Here is a 17,033-nt window from a genome sequence, read left to right on the forward strand (position 1 = left end):
GGTCGTTTCTCCTCGTCGGGCGGTGTCCTGTCACCGAATTCCGATAATTCTTGACAAGCCGTCAAACCTTTGTCGCCAAACAGCGCTCATCTGCTACCATAGTCACAAAAGCATGCGACGGGAGGAATGGCACATGGCCAGCGTGAAAACCGCAGCGAAGTCGAAGAAAAAAGCCACCGCGGCGACAAAAACGGAGGAAAGACCAACAAGACTCGCTGACTACCTGCTCGCCCGCGCGCCGGCCGAAGACATTGCCGCCTACGAGGCGGCCGACCTCGAACGCGCCGCCGATCTCGCCGGCCAGGCGGTCGCCGGCCACAAGAAAGGTGAGTGCGTCGTCGCCGTCGATGCCGATTCAGGCGTCGTCCGCGAGGGCCGCCCTGTGACCGTGATCACGGTCGTCAACGACAACATGCCGTTCCTGTTCGATTCCATCCTCGGCGAGATCACCGAAAGCGCCGGCGAACCGACCTTGGTCACCCACCCGGTCATCACCGTTCGCCACGGCAAAGGCGGTGTGGAAGAAATCCTCGGCGACGGCAATTTCGCCAAGGACGACGGCAGCCACGACCGGCTGAGCGTCATCCATGCCCATATCCCGCGGCTGACCGCCGAGCAGGCGGCCGGATTAACCGAGCGGCTGCGCAAGATGCTCGGTCAGGTGCACGCCGCCGTCCACGACTGGCGGCCGATGCTGGCCCGCCTCGATCAGGCGATCTCGGAGTTCCGCTATTCGGCAGTGCCGCTCGACAAGAAGAGCGTTGCCGAGGCGATCGCCTTCCTGGAGTGGCTGCGCGACGACAATTTCACCTTCCTCGGCATGCGCGAGTTCAAATACACCGGCGGCGAGGAAAGCGGCACGCTGGAGCGCGCCGACAAGCCCGGTCTCGGTATCCTCTCCGATCCGGACGTGCTGGTGCTGAGGCGCGGCACGGAAGCGGTGACGACAACGCCGGAAATCCGCGCCTTCCTGCACGGGCCGGAGCCGCTGATCGTCACCAAGGCGAATGCCAAGTCCTCGGTGCACCGCCGCATCTATCTCGACTACATCGGCGTCAAGACCTATACGTCCAAGGGCACGCTGGCGGGCGAATTGCGCATCGTCGGCCTGTTCACCTCGACCGCCTACACGCGCTCTGTGATGAAGATCCCGTATCTGCGGTCGAAGGCCGAAACCATCATCGCCAAGTCCGGCTTCGACCGGCACGATCACTCCGGCAAGGCGCTGATCAATGTGCTGGAGAGCTATCCGCGCGACGAGTTGTTCCAGGTCCCGGTACCGATCCTGAAGAAGCACGCCGCAGCCATTCTCGGCCTCGTTGAGCGGCCGCGGGTCAGGGCGCTGGTGCGCGTCGACCAGTTTGATCGTTTCGTCTCGATCCTCGTCTTCGTGCCGCGCGACCGTTATGACAGTGTCGCGCGCGAGAAGATCGGCAGCTATCTCAAGACCGTGTTCGAAGGCCGGCTGTCGGCCTATTATCCGGCCTTCCCCGAAGGCGGCCTGGCGCGTGTCCATTTCATCATCGGCCGCTCCGGCGGCAAGACGCCGAAGGTCGAGCAAGCGGCAATCGAGGCGGCGATCCGTGACATCGTGCGCACCTGGGAGGATGCCCTTTCCGATGCGGCGGACGCGAATGGCGGCAACCAGGCTTTGAAGAGCATCGCCGCTCGGCTGCCGGAAAGCTACCGCGATACGTTCAGCGCGGCGGTGGCGCTTGCCGATGCCGGGCGCATCGCCAGGATCAGCGCCAGCAATCCGATCGCCATCGACTACTATCGCAATGCCGACCAGAAGCCGCATCAGGCGTCTCTGAAGATCTATCACCACGGCAGCCCGGTGGCGCTGTCGCGGCGCGTGCCGGTGCTGGAAAACATCGGCTTCCGGGTCATCAGCGAGCGCACCTTCGAGGTCGGCGACGACCAGTCCGGCATGGTCTTCATCCACGACATGGAGCTTGAGAACAGCTACGGCAAGCCGATCGACCTTGCCGACGGCGGCGCGCTGTTCGAGGACGCGTTCCTGTCTGTCTGGCGCGGCGACGTCGACAATGACGGCTATAACGGCCTTGCCCAGACCGCAGGCCTGTGGTCGGGCGAGATCACCATCCTGCGCGCCTATGGCCGCTATCTGCAGCAGGTCGGCATTCCGCAAAGCCAGGATTTCATCGCCGCCGCGCTCAACCGCTATCCCGATATCGCGCGCGGCCTGCACGCGCTGTTCATCGCCCGGCTTGGCCCGACGGCCGAGACAGAAGGCGTGGTGGCGGCAAAGCACCTCAAGGCCAAGATCAAGGATGCGCTGGAAGATGTGCCGAACATCGACGACGACACCATCATCCGCCGCTACCTCAACCTGATCGAAGCCTCGCTGCGCACCAATCATTTCGTTGCCGATACGAAAGAGAAAGGCCAGTCGCTGGCGATCAAACTCGATTCGCATGCAGTCGACGGCTTGCCGGCGCCGCGGCCGTGGCGAGAGATCTTCGTCTACGGTTCCGAGGTCGAGGGGCTGCACCTGCGCTTCGGCCCGGTGGCGCGTGGCGGTCTGCGCTGGTCGGACCGAGCCCAGGACTACCGCACCGAGGTGCTCGGCCTGGTCAAGGCGCAGCAGGTCAAGAACGCCGTCATCGTGCCGGTTGGCGCCAAGGGCGGCTTTTTCCCCAAGCGCCTGCCGGCGGGCGGCAGCCGCGATGTAATCTTCGAGGCCGGCACCTCGGCTTACAAGAACTTTGTCTCCAGCCTGCTGTCGATCACCGACAATATCGGTCTCGACGGGGTCATCCCGCCGGCCGGCGTCGTGCGCCGCGACCAGGACGATCCGTATTTCGTGGTTGCCGCCGACAAGGGCACGGCGACCTTCTCCGACACCGCCAACGCCATCAGCGAGAAGCACGGCTTCTGGCTCGACGACGCCTTCGCCAGCGGCGGATCGGCCGGCTACGACCACAAGAAGATGGGCATCACCGCCAAGGGCGCCTGGGAAGCGGTCAAGCGGCATTTCCGCGAGATGAACCGCGACATCCAGACCACGCCCTTCACCGTCGTTGGTGTCGGCGACATGTCGGGCGACGTGTTCGGCAACGGCATGCTTTTGTCGCCGAAGACCAGGCTGATCGCCGCCTTCGACCATCGCGACATCTTCATCGATCCCGATCCCGACATGGGTGCGTCGATGGCCGAGCGCGAGCGCATGTTCGCCCTGCCGCGTTCGAGTTGGCAGGACTACGACAAGACCAAGCTGTCGGAAGGCGGCATCATCGTGTCGCGCAACCAGAAGTCGATCACCTTGCCGGCGGCAGCGGCGGCGGCGATCGGCCTGGCGAAGACGACCGCGACGCCGGTCGAGATCATGGGCGCCATCCTCAAGGCGCCGGTCGATCTGCTCTGGTTCGGCGGCATCGGCACGTATCTGAGGGCATCCGGCGAAACCAACGCCGAGGTCGGCGACCGCGCCAACGATGCCGTCCGCATCACCGCGCTCGACGTGCGCGCCAAGGTGATCGGCGAGGGCGCCAATCTCGGCGTGACGCAGCGGGCCCGCATCGAGTTCGGCATGAACGGCGGCCGCTGCAACTCCGACGCCATCGACAATTCGGGCGGCGTCAACTGCTCCGACGTCGAGGTCAACATCAAGATCGCGCTGGCTTCGGCCATGCGCAAGGGATCGTTGACCCGCCCGGCGCGCAACAAGCTGCTGGCCGAAATGACCAACGAGGTTGGCGGACTGGTGCTGTCCAACAATTACGAGCAGACCCTGGCGCTTTCGATCGCCCGCAAGCGCGGCCTCGCCGACATCGCGCATCAGAGCCGCTTCATGACGGCGCTGGAGGGACGCGGCCTGCTCGACCGCGCCGTCGAGACGCTGCCGTCGCCGGCGGCGCTCGCCGAGCGCGAAGCACGCGGCGAGCCGCTGACCAGGGCCGAGCTCGGCGTGTTGCTGGCCTATGCTAAGATCGTGCTGTTTTCCGATATCGTCGCCAGCGACGTGCCGGACGACGCGCATTTCGATCGTGACCTGATGGGCTATTTCCCGGACCGGATGGCGAACAAATACGCAGCCGAGATCAACGGCCACCGGCTGCGCCGCGAGATCATTGCCCGCGTCGTCGCCAACGACCTGGTCAATCGCGGCGGCCCGTCCTTCGTCAACCGGCTGCAGGAAGCGACCGGTCGCACCGCCGCCGACGTGGTGCGTACCTTCGCGGTGGTGCGCGACGGTTTTGCCTTGCCGGCGCTCTATCGCGAGATCGACGCGCTCGACAATCTCGTCGACGGCCAGGTGCAGCTTGATCTCTACCAGGCGGTCAGCCGGCTGATCTATGTGACCAGCGGCTGGTATCTCAAGAACGATGCCGGCACCGCACCACTTGGTCAGCGCATTGGCGAACTCATGGAAGCGCGCAAGGCACTGGAGCCCAGGCTCGTTTCGCTGCTGCCGGCCTTCTCGCGCGAGCGTATCGAGGAGAAGCGGCACGGACTGTTCAAAAGCGGCGCGCCGGAAAAGCTGGCCGGGCAATTGGCCTTGAACGAGGTGGCGGAGCTCATCCCCGACATCTCGCTGACGGCGCGCACGGCCGGCGCCGACATCGTTGCCGCGGCCAAGGCGTTCTTCGCGGTCAGCGATGCCTTCCGTATCCCGCGTGTCGAGGACGCGGCGCGTTCGATCACTCCCTCCGACTACTACGATCAGCTGGCGCTGTCGCGCGCCACCGACACGATCGGCGCAGCGCGGCGCGGCATTGCGGTGGCAGCACTCACCGGTCATGCCAAGGCCGCGGATCCGGTGGTGGCCTGGCTGGAAGCCGGCGGCGAGCGGGTGGCGCGCATCCGCGAGCGGCTTCAGGCGCTCACCGAAGGCGGCGACATCACCGTGTCGCGGCTGTCGGTCGCGTCGGGGCTGATGAGCGATCTGACGGGGATGTGAACCCATTCGCTTCACAAGGCTGGTGCTGCCCCTCATCCGGCTGCCGCCACCTTCTCCCCGTATTGTGACGGGGAGAAGGGAGCCTGTCGCGATCGTCGGCGCCTTACTACAACGCTGACCGTTGGCGAAACGTCGATGACCGCGTCTTTCTCCCGTCACTATAGGGGGAGAAATGCCCGGCAGGGCAATGAGGGGCGGCGCCATGCTTGTTCGTTTGCACCATCACGAAAAAACATGCAGACATGGCGCGCGACGCGTGGAGCAGACGCTGAGGAGGGGACATGACCGAGGTAACCGTGCAGCGTGCGTCCGGGCGCGGCATCTGGGGATGGATGTTCTTCGACTGGGCGGCGCAGCCGTTCTTCACTGTCGTCACCACCTTCATCTTCGGCCCCTATTTCGTTTCGCGCATGGCGAGCGATCCCAATACCGGCCAGGCGGTCTGGGGCTATGGCATTGCCGCGGCCGGGCTGGTCATCGCCGTGCTGTCGCCAATCCTCGGCTCGATCGCCGACCAGACCGGACCGCGCAAGCCCTGGATTGCGTTCTTCGCCGCGATCAAGATCACCAGCCTTTGCCTGTTGTGGTTCGCCGCTCCAGGCTCCAACCTGTTCCTCATCGTGGCGCTGTTCTCGCTGGCGTCGGTGGCGGCGGAATTCTCGACCGTGTTCAACGATTCGATGATGCCGCGCCTTGTGCCGAAAAGCGAAATCGGCCGCATCTCCAACATTGCCTGGGGTCTCGGTTATCTCGGCGGCATGATCGCGCTGATCTTCGTCGTCACCTGCATGGCCGGCTCGCCCGAGACCGGCAAGACGATCATCGGCCTCGACCCGCTGTTCGGCCTCGACCCGAAGCTCGGCGAGGACGCGCGCGCCACCGGGCCGCTGTCGGCCGGCTGGTACTTCCTGTTCATCCTGCCGATGTTCTTCTTCACGCCGGATGCCATCAAGGGCATCCCGATCGGGCCGGCGGTGCGCGAAGGCCTGTCGGAGTTGAAATCAACGCTGGCCGAGGTGCGCCAGCGTGGCGGTATCTTCCGCTTCCTCGTCGCCCGCATGATCTACCAGGACGGCGTCAACGCGCTGCTGGCGCTGGGCGGCACCTTCGCGGCGGCGATGTTCCACTGGTCGATCACCGAGATCGGCATGTTCGGCATCATCCTCAATGTCGTCGCAATCCTCGGCTGCTGGGTTGCGGCGCGCCTCGACACCGCGCTCGGTTCCAAGGTGGTGGTGATGATTGCGCTGGTCATGCTGTCCATCGCCACCGTTGGCGTCGTCTCGACTGGTCCGGGCTTCACGCTGCTCGGCCTGATACAGCTGTCGACGGTCGATTCGGGTGGCCTGTTCGGCACTGCGGCTGAAAAGGCCTATATCCTGTACGGCCTGTTGATCGGCTTGGCCTTCGGGCCGGTGCAGGCTTCGTCGCGCTCCTACATGGCGCGCAGCGTCACGGCGGCGGAATCCGGCCGCTATTTCGGCATCTATGCGCTGGCCGGACGGGCAACCAGCTTCCTGGCGCCGTTCCTGGTGGCAACCATCACCGCCGTCAGCGGCTCGGCGCGGCTCGGCATGGCGGTGATCATCCTGTTCCTGGGCATCGGCATGGCGATCCTGATCAGGACGCCCTATCCGGCGGACCAGCCGGTAGAGTGAGAGATCGATAATTCTACTCCGCCGGCCGCCTGGGGCGGTTTTCTGCGCTTCCGGTGCTCACGGACTTGAATGTCCGCTCCACTCCGGTTCTCGAAAACCACGCCATCCGACTCAGCGGAGCGAATTCTCAAACATCTCTCTCGCCGGCAGCTAGTGCCGGAAGTGTCTCACTCCGGTAAATACCATGGCGATGCCGTGCGCGTCGGCGGCGGCGATGACGTCGTCGTCGCGCATCGAGCCGCCGGGCTGGATGACGGCGGTGGCGCCGGCTTCGATCGCAGACAGCAATCCGTCGGCGAAGGGGAAGAACGCGTCGGAGGCGACAACCGAGCCCTTGGTCAGCGGTTCGGCGAGGCCCGCCGCCTCGGCCGCGTCGAGCGCCTTGCGCGCGGCAATGCGCGAGGAATCGACCCGGCTCATCTGGCCGGCGCCGATGCCGACGGTGGCGCCGTCCCTGGCGTAGACGATGGCGTTGGACTTGACGTGCTTGGCGATGCGGAAGGCGAATTTCAGGTCGGCCATTTCGGCCGCCGTCGGTGCGCGCTTGGTCACCACTTTCAGCTCGAGGTCGTCGACCACGGCATTGTCCCTGCCCTGGACGAGGATGCCACCGGCGACGGATTTGACTGTCGTGCCTGGGGTGCGCGGGTCCGGCAGGCCTCCGGTCACCAACAGGCGCAGGTTCTTTTTCGCCGCGACGATTGCGGCTGCCTCGTGGGTCGCGTCGGGCGCGATGATCACCTCGGTGAAGGTTTTCACGATCTCCTGGGCGGCCTCGGCGTCGAGGGTGCGATTCATGGCGACGATGCCGCCGAAGGCCGAGACCGGATCGCAGGCGAGCGCCTTGGCATAGGCTGCCTTCAGCGACGCGCCCTCGGCGACGCCGCACGGGTTGGCGTGCTTGATGATGGCGACGGCGGCGGAGCGGTTCGGATCGAATTCGCCGGCCAGTTCGAAGGCGGCGTCGGTGTCGTTGATGTTGTTGTAGGAGAGTTGCTTGCCTTGCAACTGGCGCGCCGTGGCGACGCCCGGCCGCTTGTCGCCATTGAGGTAGAAGCCGGCGCTCTGGTGCGGATTCTCGCCGTAGCGCATCACCTCGACCAGCCTGCCGCCGAAGGCGCGCCACATCGGATGCTCGATCTCGAGCGCCTCGGCGAACCAGCCGGAGATCGCCGCGTCATAGGTGGCGGTGCGGGCAAAGGCCTTGGCCGCCAGCTTCTTGCGGAAATCCAGCGACAGCGAGCCAATGTTCATCTCCAGTGCGTTCAGCACAGAGGCGTAGTCGCCAGGATCGGTGACGATAGCGACATAGGCATGGTTCTTGGCCGAGGCGCGGATCATCGCTGGGCCGCCAATGTCGATGTTCTCGACAATCGCGGCATAGTCGGCGCCGGAGCGGCGGACTTCCTCGAAGGGATAGAGATTGGAGACGACGAGATCGATCGGCTCGATGCCGTATTTGCGCATCGCAGCCGAGTGCTCGGGGTCGTCGCGCACACCAAGCAGCGCGCCATGCACGCTGGGATGCAAGGTCTTGACGCGGCCATCCATGATCTCGGGAAAGCCGGTGAGCTCGGAGACGTCACGCACCGCCAGGCCAGCCTCGGCGATCGCCTTTGCCGTGCCGCCGGTCGAGACCAGTTCGACGCCGGCAGCCGCCAGCGCCCTGGCGAAATCGATCAGCCCGGTCTTGTCGAAGACGGAGAGCAGGGCGCGACGCACCGGAACGAGGTCAGGTGCTGGAATGTTCTTGGCGGCGACGGCCATGGGCGGCGGCCTTTCACGGCTGGTGTGGTGGGTGCCCGCGCCGTAGCACATGACATCGGGAAATCAAACTGGAAGCGCTGCCGGATAGTGTCTCAGTTTGAACTTCGGCTTAGGAGTTCATGAAAGGAATTGCTACGATCAAGGCGACAAACAAAACCGCGAGAAACATGGCGAAGGCCGCGATGCCGGCAAGTATGGTGATCACTATATTTGCTGCTGCTCTCTTGCGTATATTGCTAGTCATTCCGCGCCCCTGAACGGCTCGCTTCTTGTATAGGCCACGCCGATTCGGCTTCGAGCCAACAGCATCCATCTTCTCGCAAGATTTTCCATTGGTTCAAATTGAAAAACTACCCACTGCCTTCGTAGATACGATCAGTTGTTTTCCGGGTAACCGGCGATGCTGGTGCGCGTCAGCTGCCAGTGGACTTCGGCGACGTCCGAGGCCTTGAAGGCAAGCACGATCTGGCGGCTGCGGCGCGGGCCGCCAAGGCCGGCGAAATAGATTGATTCCTCGACCTCCGGCACCACGTCGCTGGAGGTGAACACCCAGGTGTCGGCCTGATCGCCGGCCAGGACCAGTCGATTATGCTCGTCCTGCAGCAGGTTGACGTCGGGATGGACGTGGAAGCGGATGGTGACGAAGTCACGGCCATTGTTGCGGATCGCAGCATTGCCGGGCCGCAGAAAGCGGTCCCTGCCGCCCAGCACGTTCCCGTTCTGCGACAGTTTCAGCTCGCGCTCATGCAGGAAGCCGAAGCGCGGGACATAGCCGTCATGGCGGGCGATGAAACCTTGAATTCCTTTCTGGTCGGTGCGCTTGCACTGCACCTGCTGCGGCCCGCCGATCAATGGTGAGCCGAGCAGGTCGTTGACACGCAACGAATGGCTGAAGCGTGCCGACGAGGTGTCGTTGATCGTGGCGGTCGAGTGCGCGGCGGTGGCGCGCGCCAGCGGCCGGAACTCGGCGACGCCATAGGTGTCGATCCCGGCGTTGACGATGTAGTGCTGGCGGCCGGACGACAGTTCGAAGGCGAGGCAGCCGGCGTGCGCGGCATTGGACACGTCGACCGGCGGCGGCAGCCCGGTGTCGGCGATGACGGTGACGCCGCCCATCGACAGGCGCTCATAGCCGGAATGCGGCGCATGCAGCAGTGGCGAACCGGCGGTGTCGTCGTGACGCAGGATAGTGGCGATACGATCGTGGATGGTGGCGCCCATGCCATTGAAGCGGGCGAGGCTGCCGTCCTGATGACGGAAGAAGCGCAGCGCCGGCAGCATGCGGTCGATGGCGCCGATGAGGGCCTGCGGCGGCGTTTCGGCCTGGTTGGCATAGGTCTGGCGCAGCGGCAAAAGGTCGGCGAGGATTTCCAGGACGACCATCGGATTGCGTGAAATGTGACCGCCATCGGCAAGGATCTGGCGGTCGAGCTCCGCGGCGAGGTTGCGGGTGGCGCCGCGCAGCGCCGATGCCGGCGCCGGCAAGGACAGGGCGGCGAAGGCCAAAGCGATGCGGGCGCGCAGCCTGTCCTTGCCATCCGGCATTTCGCGCGCCATCGACCTGAGGTAGCGGATCTGGACGGCAAGCGTCTTCAGGAAGGCGCGGTAGAAGGGGAATTCGGCGCCCTGCAGCACGACAGAGGAATGCTGCAGCCAGGCGATGATGCGCTTGGCCGTCGTGCCGGGTTCCCAGGCGATGCCGGAAATATGGCTGCCATGGATGGTGATCCAGTCGGAGACCAGCGCGCGGGCGTTGGCGGCGGCGAGCTCGGTGCCGGCGGCGCGCATGTGGCGCAGCCAGCGAAAGCCGTGCAGCGTCTTTTGCCAGCCATGGTTGGGCACGTTGATCTGGAATGGCGATCTGCCGCCGGTCTCGACCAGATGCCCCGACAGGGGATAACGGCCGTAGTAGATCTCGAGCGCGATCTGCGGATCGGCCAGACGCAGGTCCGGCGGTGCGATCAGCACACGTTCGGGCGTGCGGCCGGAATAGCGCCAACGATACATCGGCCCGGCACGCAAGCGCCGGCGCGTCTTGCGCCAGAACTCCTTCGCGACAAGCGTCCACAGACGCGTCGTGTTGCTGGCAGCAAGTGCCAAATCCCCTCCTGATCGTCCTCTACCCCGGCGCAAGTTTACATGATTGCACGACTCGTGCGAAGGCGAATTCCATTGGACGGCGCCGGTTCACCCGGTGTTGCCCCCGACCTTCCCTAAAAAAGTCAGCAAATCCCGGCGGTTAAATATTTAGCCGGCTCGGCGCATGCGGGCGGCGAAGAAGCCGTCGAGGCCTGAGCGTTCCGGCGCGCCGAGGTCCAGATCGGCGGGCGTGGTGCGCAAAGTGCCTAGCGGCGTCAGGAACGGATCGATGCCGGCGATCTCGCCTTGCTGCAGCGGATCGTTGGCTATTTCAGCCGCGCCGACCAGAAAGGCGCGATAGAGGTCCTCGCCCTCGAGCGGGTCGAGCGAACAGTTGGAAAAGACGATCCTGCCGCCGGGTTTTACCAGCGTCACGGCGCGGGCGAGCAGCCTGCGTTGCAGGTCGGCGAGCTTTTCGACATCGGCTGCCGTCTTGGTCCATGGCACATCGGGATGTCGCCGCACCGTGCCGGTCGACGAGCACGGCGCGTCGAGGAGCACGGCGTCGAACAATTCCTTCGGCTCGTATTTGGTGAGGTCGGCCTGGACGATTTCGGCGGACAGGCCGAGACGTTCGAGATTCTGCGTCAGCCGCGCGAGCCGGTTCTTCGACGTGTCGACGGCAGTGACCCTGGCGCCGGCGAGAATGAGCTGCGCGGTCTTGCCGCCAGGGGCGGCGCAGAGATCGGCGACGCGAAGCCCTCTGACATCGCCGAACAGCCGCGCCGGCAGGCTGGCGGCGGCGTCCTGAACCCACCAGGCGCCGTCGGCGAAGCCGGGCAATTCGGTGACGGGCCCGGCAAGCTTTTCCACCCGAATTGTGCCGATCGGCAGGACGATGCCGCCGAGCCGTCCGGCCCACAGCTCTGGATCCGCCTTGACCGAGAAATCGACTGGCGCTTCGTGCCGATGTGCGGCGAGAATCTGCCTGGCCGTTTCATTGCCATAGGCAGCCTTGAGCCGGTCGGAGAACCATTTGGGCGCTTCGTCGGTGGCGGCAAGTGCGGCAGGCAACTCCGTTTCCTTGACGCGCGCAAGCGTGCGCAGCACGCCGTTGACCAGGCCGGAAAAACGCACCGTGCGAGGATCGGACTTGGCGTGGGTCACCGCCAGGTCGACAGCGGCGCTGTCAGGAATGTCGAGGAACAGGATCTGTGCCGCCGCTACGTGCAATATGTGCGACAGGGCGGTGGCGTTGGGCGGCAGTGGCTTCTCCAGCCGGCGCGCCAGCAGCCCGGTGATGGTCATGCGATAGCGTAGCGCGGTGACCAGGATGGCGCGCACCAGGCCGCGATCGCGCAGGTCGAGCGCTCTGTATTGCGGGTGGCCGTTCTCGTGGTCGGTCAGTCCGTCGAGCGGCGTCCTGGCGTCGATGACGGCGGCAAGCAAGCGCGCCGCCGCCTTGCGGGCGGCGAGACCGGCAACGAAGTCGCCGCCGGCAGTGTGTTCCTGATCGCCTGAAACGGTGCGTCGAGGTCCTCTGCCCGCCACGCTCACGACCACCGGCCTTTGGGCCCGGTCGGGTTGCGCCCCCACGGATTGGGCTTCGGCGCGGCCGGTTCTGCCGGCTGTTCAGGTCGAGCTGCCTGATCCCACGGGCCCGATGGCCGCTGTTCGTCCGCCTGTTGCGGCATCGGCGCCTGGCGTGGTGCGACCCTTGTGTCGCTGCCTTCCATCTGGCGCGCCATCGCCTGCAAGGCGGCGATGCGGTTTTCGGTGCTCGGGTGTGTGGAAAACAGACTGTCCATGCGCTCGCCGGAAAGAGGATTGATGATGAAGAGATGCGCCATTGCCGGATTGCGCTCGGCATCGGGGTTGGGAATGCGTTCGGCGCCGCGAGCGATCTTGTCAAGGGCGGATGCCAGCCAGAGCGGGTGTCCACAGATTTCGGCGCCGCGCCGATCGGCCTCGTATTCGCGGGTGCGGCTGACCGCCATCTGCACGATCATCGCCGCAAAGGGCGCCACGATCATCGCCGCCAGCACGCCGACAAAGCCGAACGGATTGTTGTCGCGATTGCCGCCAAGGAAGAAGGCGAAATTTCCGAGCATCGAGATGGCCCCGGCAAAGGTGGCGACGATGGTCATGGTCAGCGTGTCGCGGTGCTGCACATGGGCGAGTTCATGCGCCATCACCGCCGCGACCTCTTCATGGCTCAGCCTCTGCAGCAGGCCAGTGGAGGCGGCGACGGCCGCATTCTGTGGGTTGCGACCGGTGGCGAAGGCGTTCGGCTGCGGATTGTCGATCAGGTAGGTCTTCGGCATCGGCAGGCCGGCCTGTTGGGCCAGTGACTGAACGATGGCGTAATATTCGGGCGCGTTCTTTTCGTCGACTTCAACGGCGCGGTTCATCGACAGCACCATCTTGTCGGCGTTCCAGTAGCTGAACAGATTGGTGCCGGCGGCAATGACCAGCGCGATCATCATGCCGCCCGATCCGCCGATCAGAAAGCCGACGCCCATGAACAGTGCCGTCATCGCGGCAAGCAGCATGGCGGTGCGAAGTGTGTTCATCGTCTGCTCCTGTCCCGGCTGCGGTGAAAAGGGGTCGATCCCTGTAAACTCATCGCTATATGATGGGAAAGGCTTGCCCCTGTTTCAATCCGCCGGAAATATCGCATGAACGACGAGACCAGTAAAACCGATGCCGAGCTTGGCCATGACATCCAGCCAAAGGCGCTGACGCCGGAGGCCAGCCGTGCGCTCGCGGAAGCCGAAGCAAGGCGCGTGAAATATCTGGAGAAGGAAGCCGCGACGCCGAAGGAAATCGGCGGCCGTGGCGGCAAGGAACCCGGCCGCTACGGTGACTGGGAGGTCAAGGGCCTGACAAGCGATTTCTAATGCATGTCGCGCAAAAGTGACCTCGGTTTTGCGACAACGACATGCACAACAAGAAGGCCTAAAGCGCGTCGCTTGAATCCGTTTTCAACTCCGACGCGCTTTAGGAAGCCGCCGCGCTTCGTATCTGCTCCAGACCAAGCCGGCCCTGGGCGTCGGTGACCGCCGTCAGGTTGCTGTAGTCAAAAATGGTTTCGTGCGGTGTCTCCATCTTGTGCTGATGCGTCGCGGTGATCACCACCACCGTGGCGCCGGCCGCCTCGCCCGCCTGGATGCCCGGCGTTGCGTCCTCGAAAACCACGCAGTCGTGGGCGTCGAAGCCAAGCCGTTCGGCCGCCAACAGGAAGCAGTCGGGAGCAGGCTTGCCGTGAACCACGTCTTCCGCCGTGACCATTGTCGCCGGACGCGGGATGCCCGCCGCTTCGATCCGCACCAGCGCAAGCGCGAGCGGCGATGATGTTACGATGGCCCAGCGATCCGGCGGCAGCGCACCCAGGAATGCTGCGGCGCCGGCGATGGCATTGACCCCTTCGACATCGGCGATTTCGGCCCGTGTAATCTCGTTGGCCTCGTGCTGTGGGTCGACCCCGGGAAGCGCCAGCCGGCGGACGGTCTCGATGGCCCGCCTGCCATGCATCGTTGGCAGGAAAGCCGCCACGTCGAGGCCGTGCGCCATCGCCCAATTGCTCCAGACGCGTTCCGCGGCCGCGGTCGAATTGAGCAGCGTGCCGTCCATATCGAAGAGGAAGGCCGCGAATTTCTTGCCTGCGAGCATGGTTTTCCTTGAATTGGGGAGCGCTTATGGCGGTCGCCGAACCTAACGTCGCGGCGTCGGTATGGGAAGGCGCGAGGGCCACCTTTTCGATAGTCCCAGGGAACCACAGTCCGTCCTCTCGCGTTTGAGCAAAACCGTTTTCCACGACGATCGAATGGGGACTGCGATGCTGATCCGGCTCGGCTACGAAATCGCTATCGAGTGCACCGCGGCCACCCCGGTGATTTCACTGCTCGAGATCCACAAGGACAGGCAGGCCGACATCAAGCGGCAGACGCGGGTGCTGACGTCGCCTGCGGTGTCGACCAGGCTCTACCACGATCTCCATGGCAATGGCTGCCGTCGTTTCACCGCGCCGGCCGGCGGTTTTCGTATCCTTTATGACGCAGTCATCGAGGACAGCGGTGAAACCGACGAAGTCAACACGCTGGCCGGGGAAGTGCCGGTGGCGGAACTGCCCGACGAGGTGCTCGGTTATCTCCTCGGCAGCCGCTATTGCGAGACCGATCATCTCAGCGCCATGGCGTGGCAGCTGTTCGGCCATGTCCCCTCGGGTTGGGCGCGGGTGCAAGCGATCGTCGACTATGTGCACAACCGGCTGTCGTTCGGCTACGGCTACGCGCGTTCGACCCGCACTGCGGCTCAGGCGCATGAGGAGCGCGTCGGCGTCTGCCGCGACTTCGCTCATCTGGCGATCACGCTCTGCCGCTGCATGAACATTCCGGCGCGCTATGTGAACGGCTATCTCGGCGACATCGGCGTGCCGGCCGATCCGGCGCCGATGGATTTCTCGGCCTGGCTGGAAGTGTTCCTCGACGGCAAATGGTACGCGTTCGATCCCCGCCACAACACGCCGAGGGTCGGCCGCGTCGTCATCGCGCGCGGCCGCGACGCCACCGACGTGCCGCTGCTGCACAGCTTCGGCCCGCACCGGCTCAGCCTGTTCAAGGTGTGGACCTACGAACAGGAAGGCAATCTGTTCAACCCGCCCTATCACGCCATCGACAGGACGGTCAGCGCGCAGATGCTGGCCTGATCTCTCGGTAGCCGGGCATGTGATCCGGCGGTTTGACGCCCTGCGATTTCTGACAGTTGGTCCGCTTCGGCACAGAAGCCCTGTGCCGCAACAGGACGTCATCAGGCATTCCATGATCCCCCGGCTTGATCATGGTAAGCGGCTCGTAAACGAAGCCGAAAAAGTGTCTTTCTGTTTACCAGTCATTCACCGTTGCGCAGCTCGAACCCAAACAAAAACAACACGTTGATAGCGAGCGGTTGGCCGTCCGCCCCGTAGCGGCGTCACCCGGCCGGAATCCTGCATTTGTCCTTCCTGCGGCGACGAGGCCGACGCGAGTGGAGACTGCAGGATGCGGAATTACGGGGGTCTTGTTCACGCGGTTGGCGTCTTCGCCAGGCATCGCGGTGGAAATTTCGCAGTCCTGTTCGGCCTCACCGCCTCGGTCTTGGCGCTGGCTGTTGGTTTTTCCGTCAATGTAACGCAGCTCTACAATGCCAGATCGAGCCTGCAGGGCGTGGTCGACGCCGCGGTCACGTCGACGGCACGCGACCTGACGACCGGCGTCATCAGGGAAGCCGATGCCAACAGATCGGCGCAGGCCTTTCTCGATGCCAACAGCCAGGCAGGCATCCTGCAGGCCGATCAGATCGTGCTCGACAGGCTGATTGTCAGCAGGACCGCCAAGACGGTCCAGGTCGACGCCCATGTCGATGTCGCCCTGTATTTCCCGATGTTCAACATGGGTGACATCAAGCGCGTCGCCGCTTCCACAACGGCGCTCTACTCTGACAAGACCATCGAAGTGGCGATGATGCTCGATGTGACCGGGTCGATGGGGCCGAACATCTGGGCCAGGACCAACAAGATCGGCGACCTGCAGATTGCCGCTTCCGGGGCTGTCAAGGATCTGCTGGACAACAACATCGATCCGAGAAATCCGCGTGTGCGTGTGGCGATTGTTCCCTACGCCGAAGCTGTGAACACTGGCGGTCTTGCTGACAGTGTCTTCGTCGAGGAGAACAACGGGCCCGACCTGCCGCCACCCTTGGATGCTCCGGTTTCGGTGTCGGTGACACCAGCGCCCGACAAATGTGCCACCGAACGCAAGGACAGGGATGGCTATGCCGACACTTCGTCCGATGGACCTTCCACGTCGCGGTGGGACAGCAACGGCAAGGAGTACCTGGCCAAGATCAATCGGGACGATCACATGAGAACCTGCCCGACGCCGGAACTCATCCCGTTGTCGGCCGACGAGGACAAGCTACTCGACACGATCGATGATTTCAGCGCTGCTGGCGTAACCTCCGGCGGCATCGCCGCGCAGTGGGGCTACTACATGCTTTCACCCTCGTGGCGCTCGACCATCGTCAATGCCGGGCTCGGTGCCGGTCCCGCCAATTTCGACAAGAGGAAAGTCGCCAAGGTCGCTATCCTGATGACGGACGGCCAGTTCAACACAGCCTTCGCCGGCGAGCGCGGGGCGCCAAAATCACAGAATGTCGGCCAGATGTCGCGCGACAATGCCGAAGGCATTTGCGCCGAGATGAAGCGCGTCGGCATCGAGATCTTCACGATCGGCTTCGATCTGAACGATCCAACCATGACGGCGACCGAAAGGGACCAGGCAAAAAGCGTGCTCCAGGACTGCTCCACGGCGGACACGTCGTCGCTGAAACACTATTACGAGGCAGCGACAGGTGCGGAATTGAAGCAGGCGTTCGACGACATCGTCCAGAACATCGAGAAGATCACCGTCACCAAATGAGCTTTTGAGCAGCGGGCAGTTCCGCGGGATGTTGGTCCAAAAGGAAAAGGCCGCCGCTTCTTTCGAAGCCGGCGGCCTTCCGTGTTTCCGTCCGTGGCGCGGCCAATGGCGGTGACCCGTGAGGTCGCCTACCGCGCATCTCGCGCC

10 protein-coding genes are annotated in these 17,033 nt (G+C 64.4%); 5 read left to right on the plus strand and 5 right to left on the minus strand.

The window, feature by feature from the left end:
- Positions 1 to 133 precede the first annotated feature (133 nt).
- Positions 134 to 4,924 (plus strand): NAD-glutamate dehydrogenase, encoded by a 4,791-nt coding sequence (locus AC0ZT5_RS17360; protein WP_488497411.1) that lies wholly within the window; start codon positions 134 to 136, stop codon positions 4,922 to 4,924.
- Positions 4,925 to 5,205: 281 nt separating this feature from the next.
- The gene (locus AC0ZT5_RS17365) at positions 5,206 to 6,582 is read left to right on the plus strand and encodes an MFS transporter (protein WP_477227613.1); all 1,377 of its coding nucleotides are present in this window, start codon (positions 5,206 to 5,208) and stop codon (positions 6,580 to 6,582) included.
- Positions 6,583 to 6,732: 150 nt separating this feature from the next.
- Here the strand turns inward: AC0ZT5_RS17365 and purH are convergent, their stop codons facing one another.
- The 4 genes from purH to htpX form a co-directional block, all read right to left on the minus strand.
- Entirely contained in the window at positions 6,733 to 8,349 is a 1,617-nt protein-coding gene (gene purH / locus AC0ZT5_RS17370) for a bifunctional phosphoribosylaminoimidazolecarboxamide formyltransferase/IMP cyclohydrolase (RefSeq protein ID WP_477227614.1), read from the minus strand.
- Positions 8,350 to 8,724: 375 nt separating this feature from the next.
- Positions 8,725 to 10,449 carry a heparinase II/III family protein gene (locus AC0ZT5_RS17375; RefSeq protein WP_488497412.1) on the minus strand — a complete coding sequence of 575 codons (1,725 nt, stop codon included), beginning with the start codon at positions 10,447 to 10,449 and terminating at the stop codon, positions 8,725 to 8,727.
- A gap of 147 nt (positions 10,450 to 10,596) precedes the next feature.
- On the minus strand, positions 10,597 to 11,985 hold the full coding sequence (locus AC0ZT5_RS17380) for an RsmB/NOP family class I SAM-dependent RNA methyltransferase (protein WP_488497413.1): 1,389 nt from the start codon (positions 11,983 to 11,985) through the stop codon (positions 10,597 to 10,599).
- Entirely contained in the window at positions 11,982 to 13,001 is a 1,020-nt protein-coding gene (gene htpX / locus AC0ZT5_RS17385) for a zinc metalloprotease HtpX (protein WP_488497414.1), read from the minus strand. The genes AC0ZT5_RS17380 and htpX overlap by 4 nt, the downstream gene beginning before the upstream one ends.
- Positions 13,002 to 13,106: 105 nt before the next feature.
- Between htpX and AC0ZT5_RS17390 the strand changes: the two genes are divergently transcribed.
- Positions 13,107 to 13,328, plus strand: coding sequence for a DUF1674 domain-containing protein (locus tag AC0ZT5_RS17390; RefSeq protein ID WP_488497415.1), 222 nt, complete (start codon positions 13,107 to 13,109; stop codon positions 13,326 to 13,328).
- Between the two features lie 100 nt (positions 13,329 to 13,428).
- On the opposite strand, the gene AC0ZT5_RS17395 is transcribed toward AC0ZT5_RS17390, so the two are convergent.
- A complete protein-coding gene (locus tag AC0ZT5_RS17395) occupies positions 13,429 to 14,100 on the minus strand; it encodes an HAD-IA family hydrolase (RefSeq protein ID WP_488497416.1) in 672 nt (223 codons plus the stop codon).
- A 166-nt stretch (positions 14,101 to 14,266) separates the two neighbouring features.
- Between AC0ZT5_RS17395 and AC0ZT5_RS17400 the strand changes: the two genes are divergently transcribed.
- Together AC0ZT5_RS17400 and AC0ZT5_RS17405 are read left to right on the plus strand one after the other, a co-directional pair.
- On the plus strand, positions 14,267 to 15,136 hold the full coding sequence (locus AC0ZT5_RS17400; protein ID WP_488497417.1) for a transglutaminase-like domain-containing protein: 870 nt from the start codon (positions 14,267 to 14,269) through the stop codon (positions 15,134 to 15,136).
- A 331-nt stretch (positions 15,137 to 15,467) separates the two neighbouring features.
- On the plus strand, positions 15,468 to 16,886 hold the full coding sequence (locus AC0ZT5_RS17405) for a TadE/TadG family type IV pilus assembly protein (protein WP_488497418.1): 1,419 nt from the start codon (positions 15,468 to 15,470) through the stop codon (positions 16,884 to 16,886).
- The last annotated feature ends 147 nt before the right edge of the window (positions 16,887 to 17,033 follow it).

Source organism: Mesorhizobium sp. CNPSo 4670 (assembly GCF_057784235.1).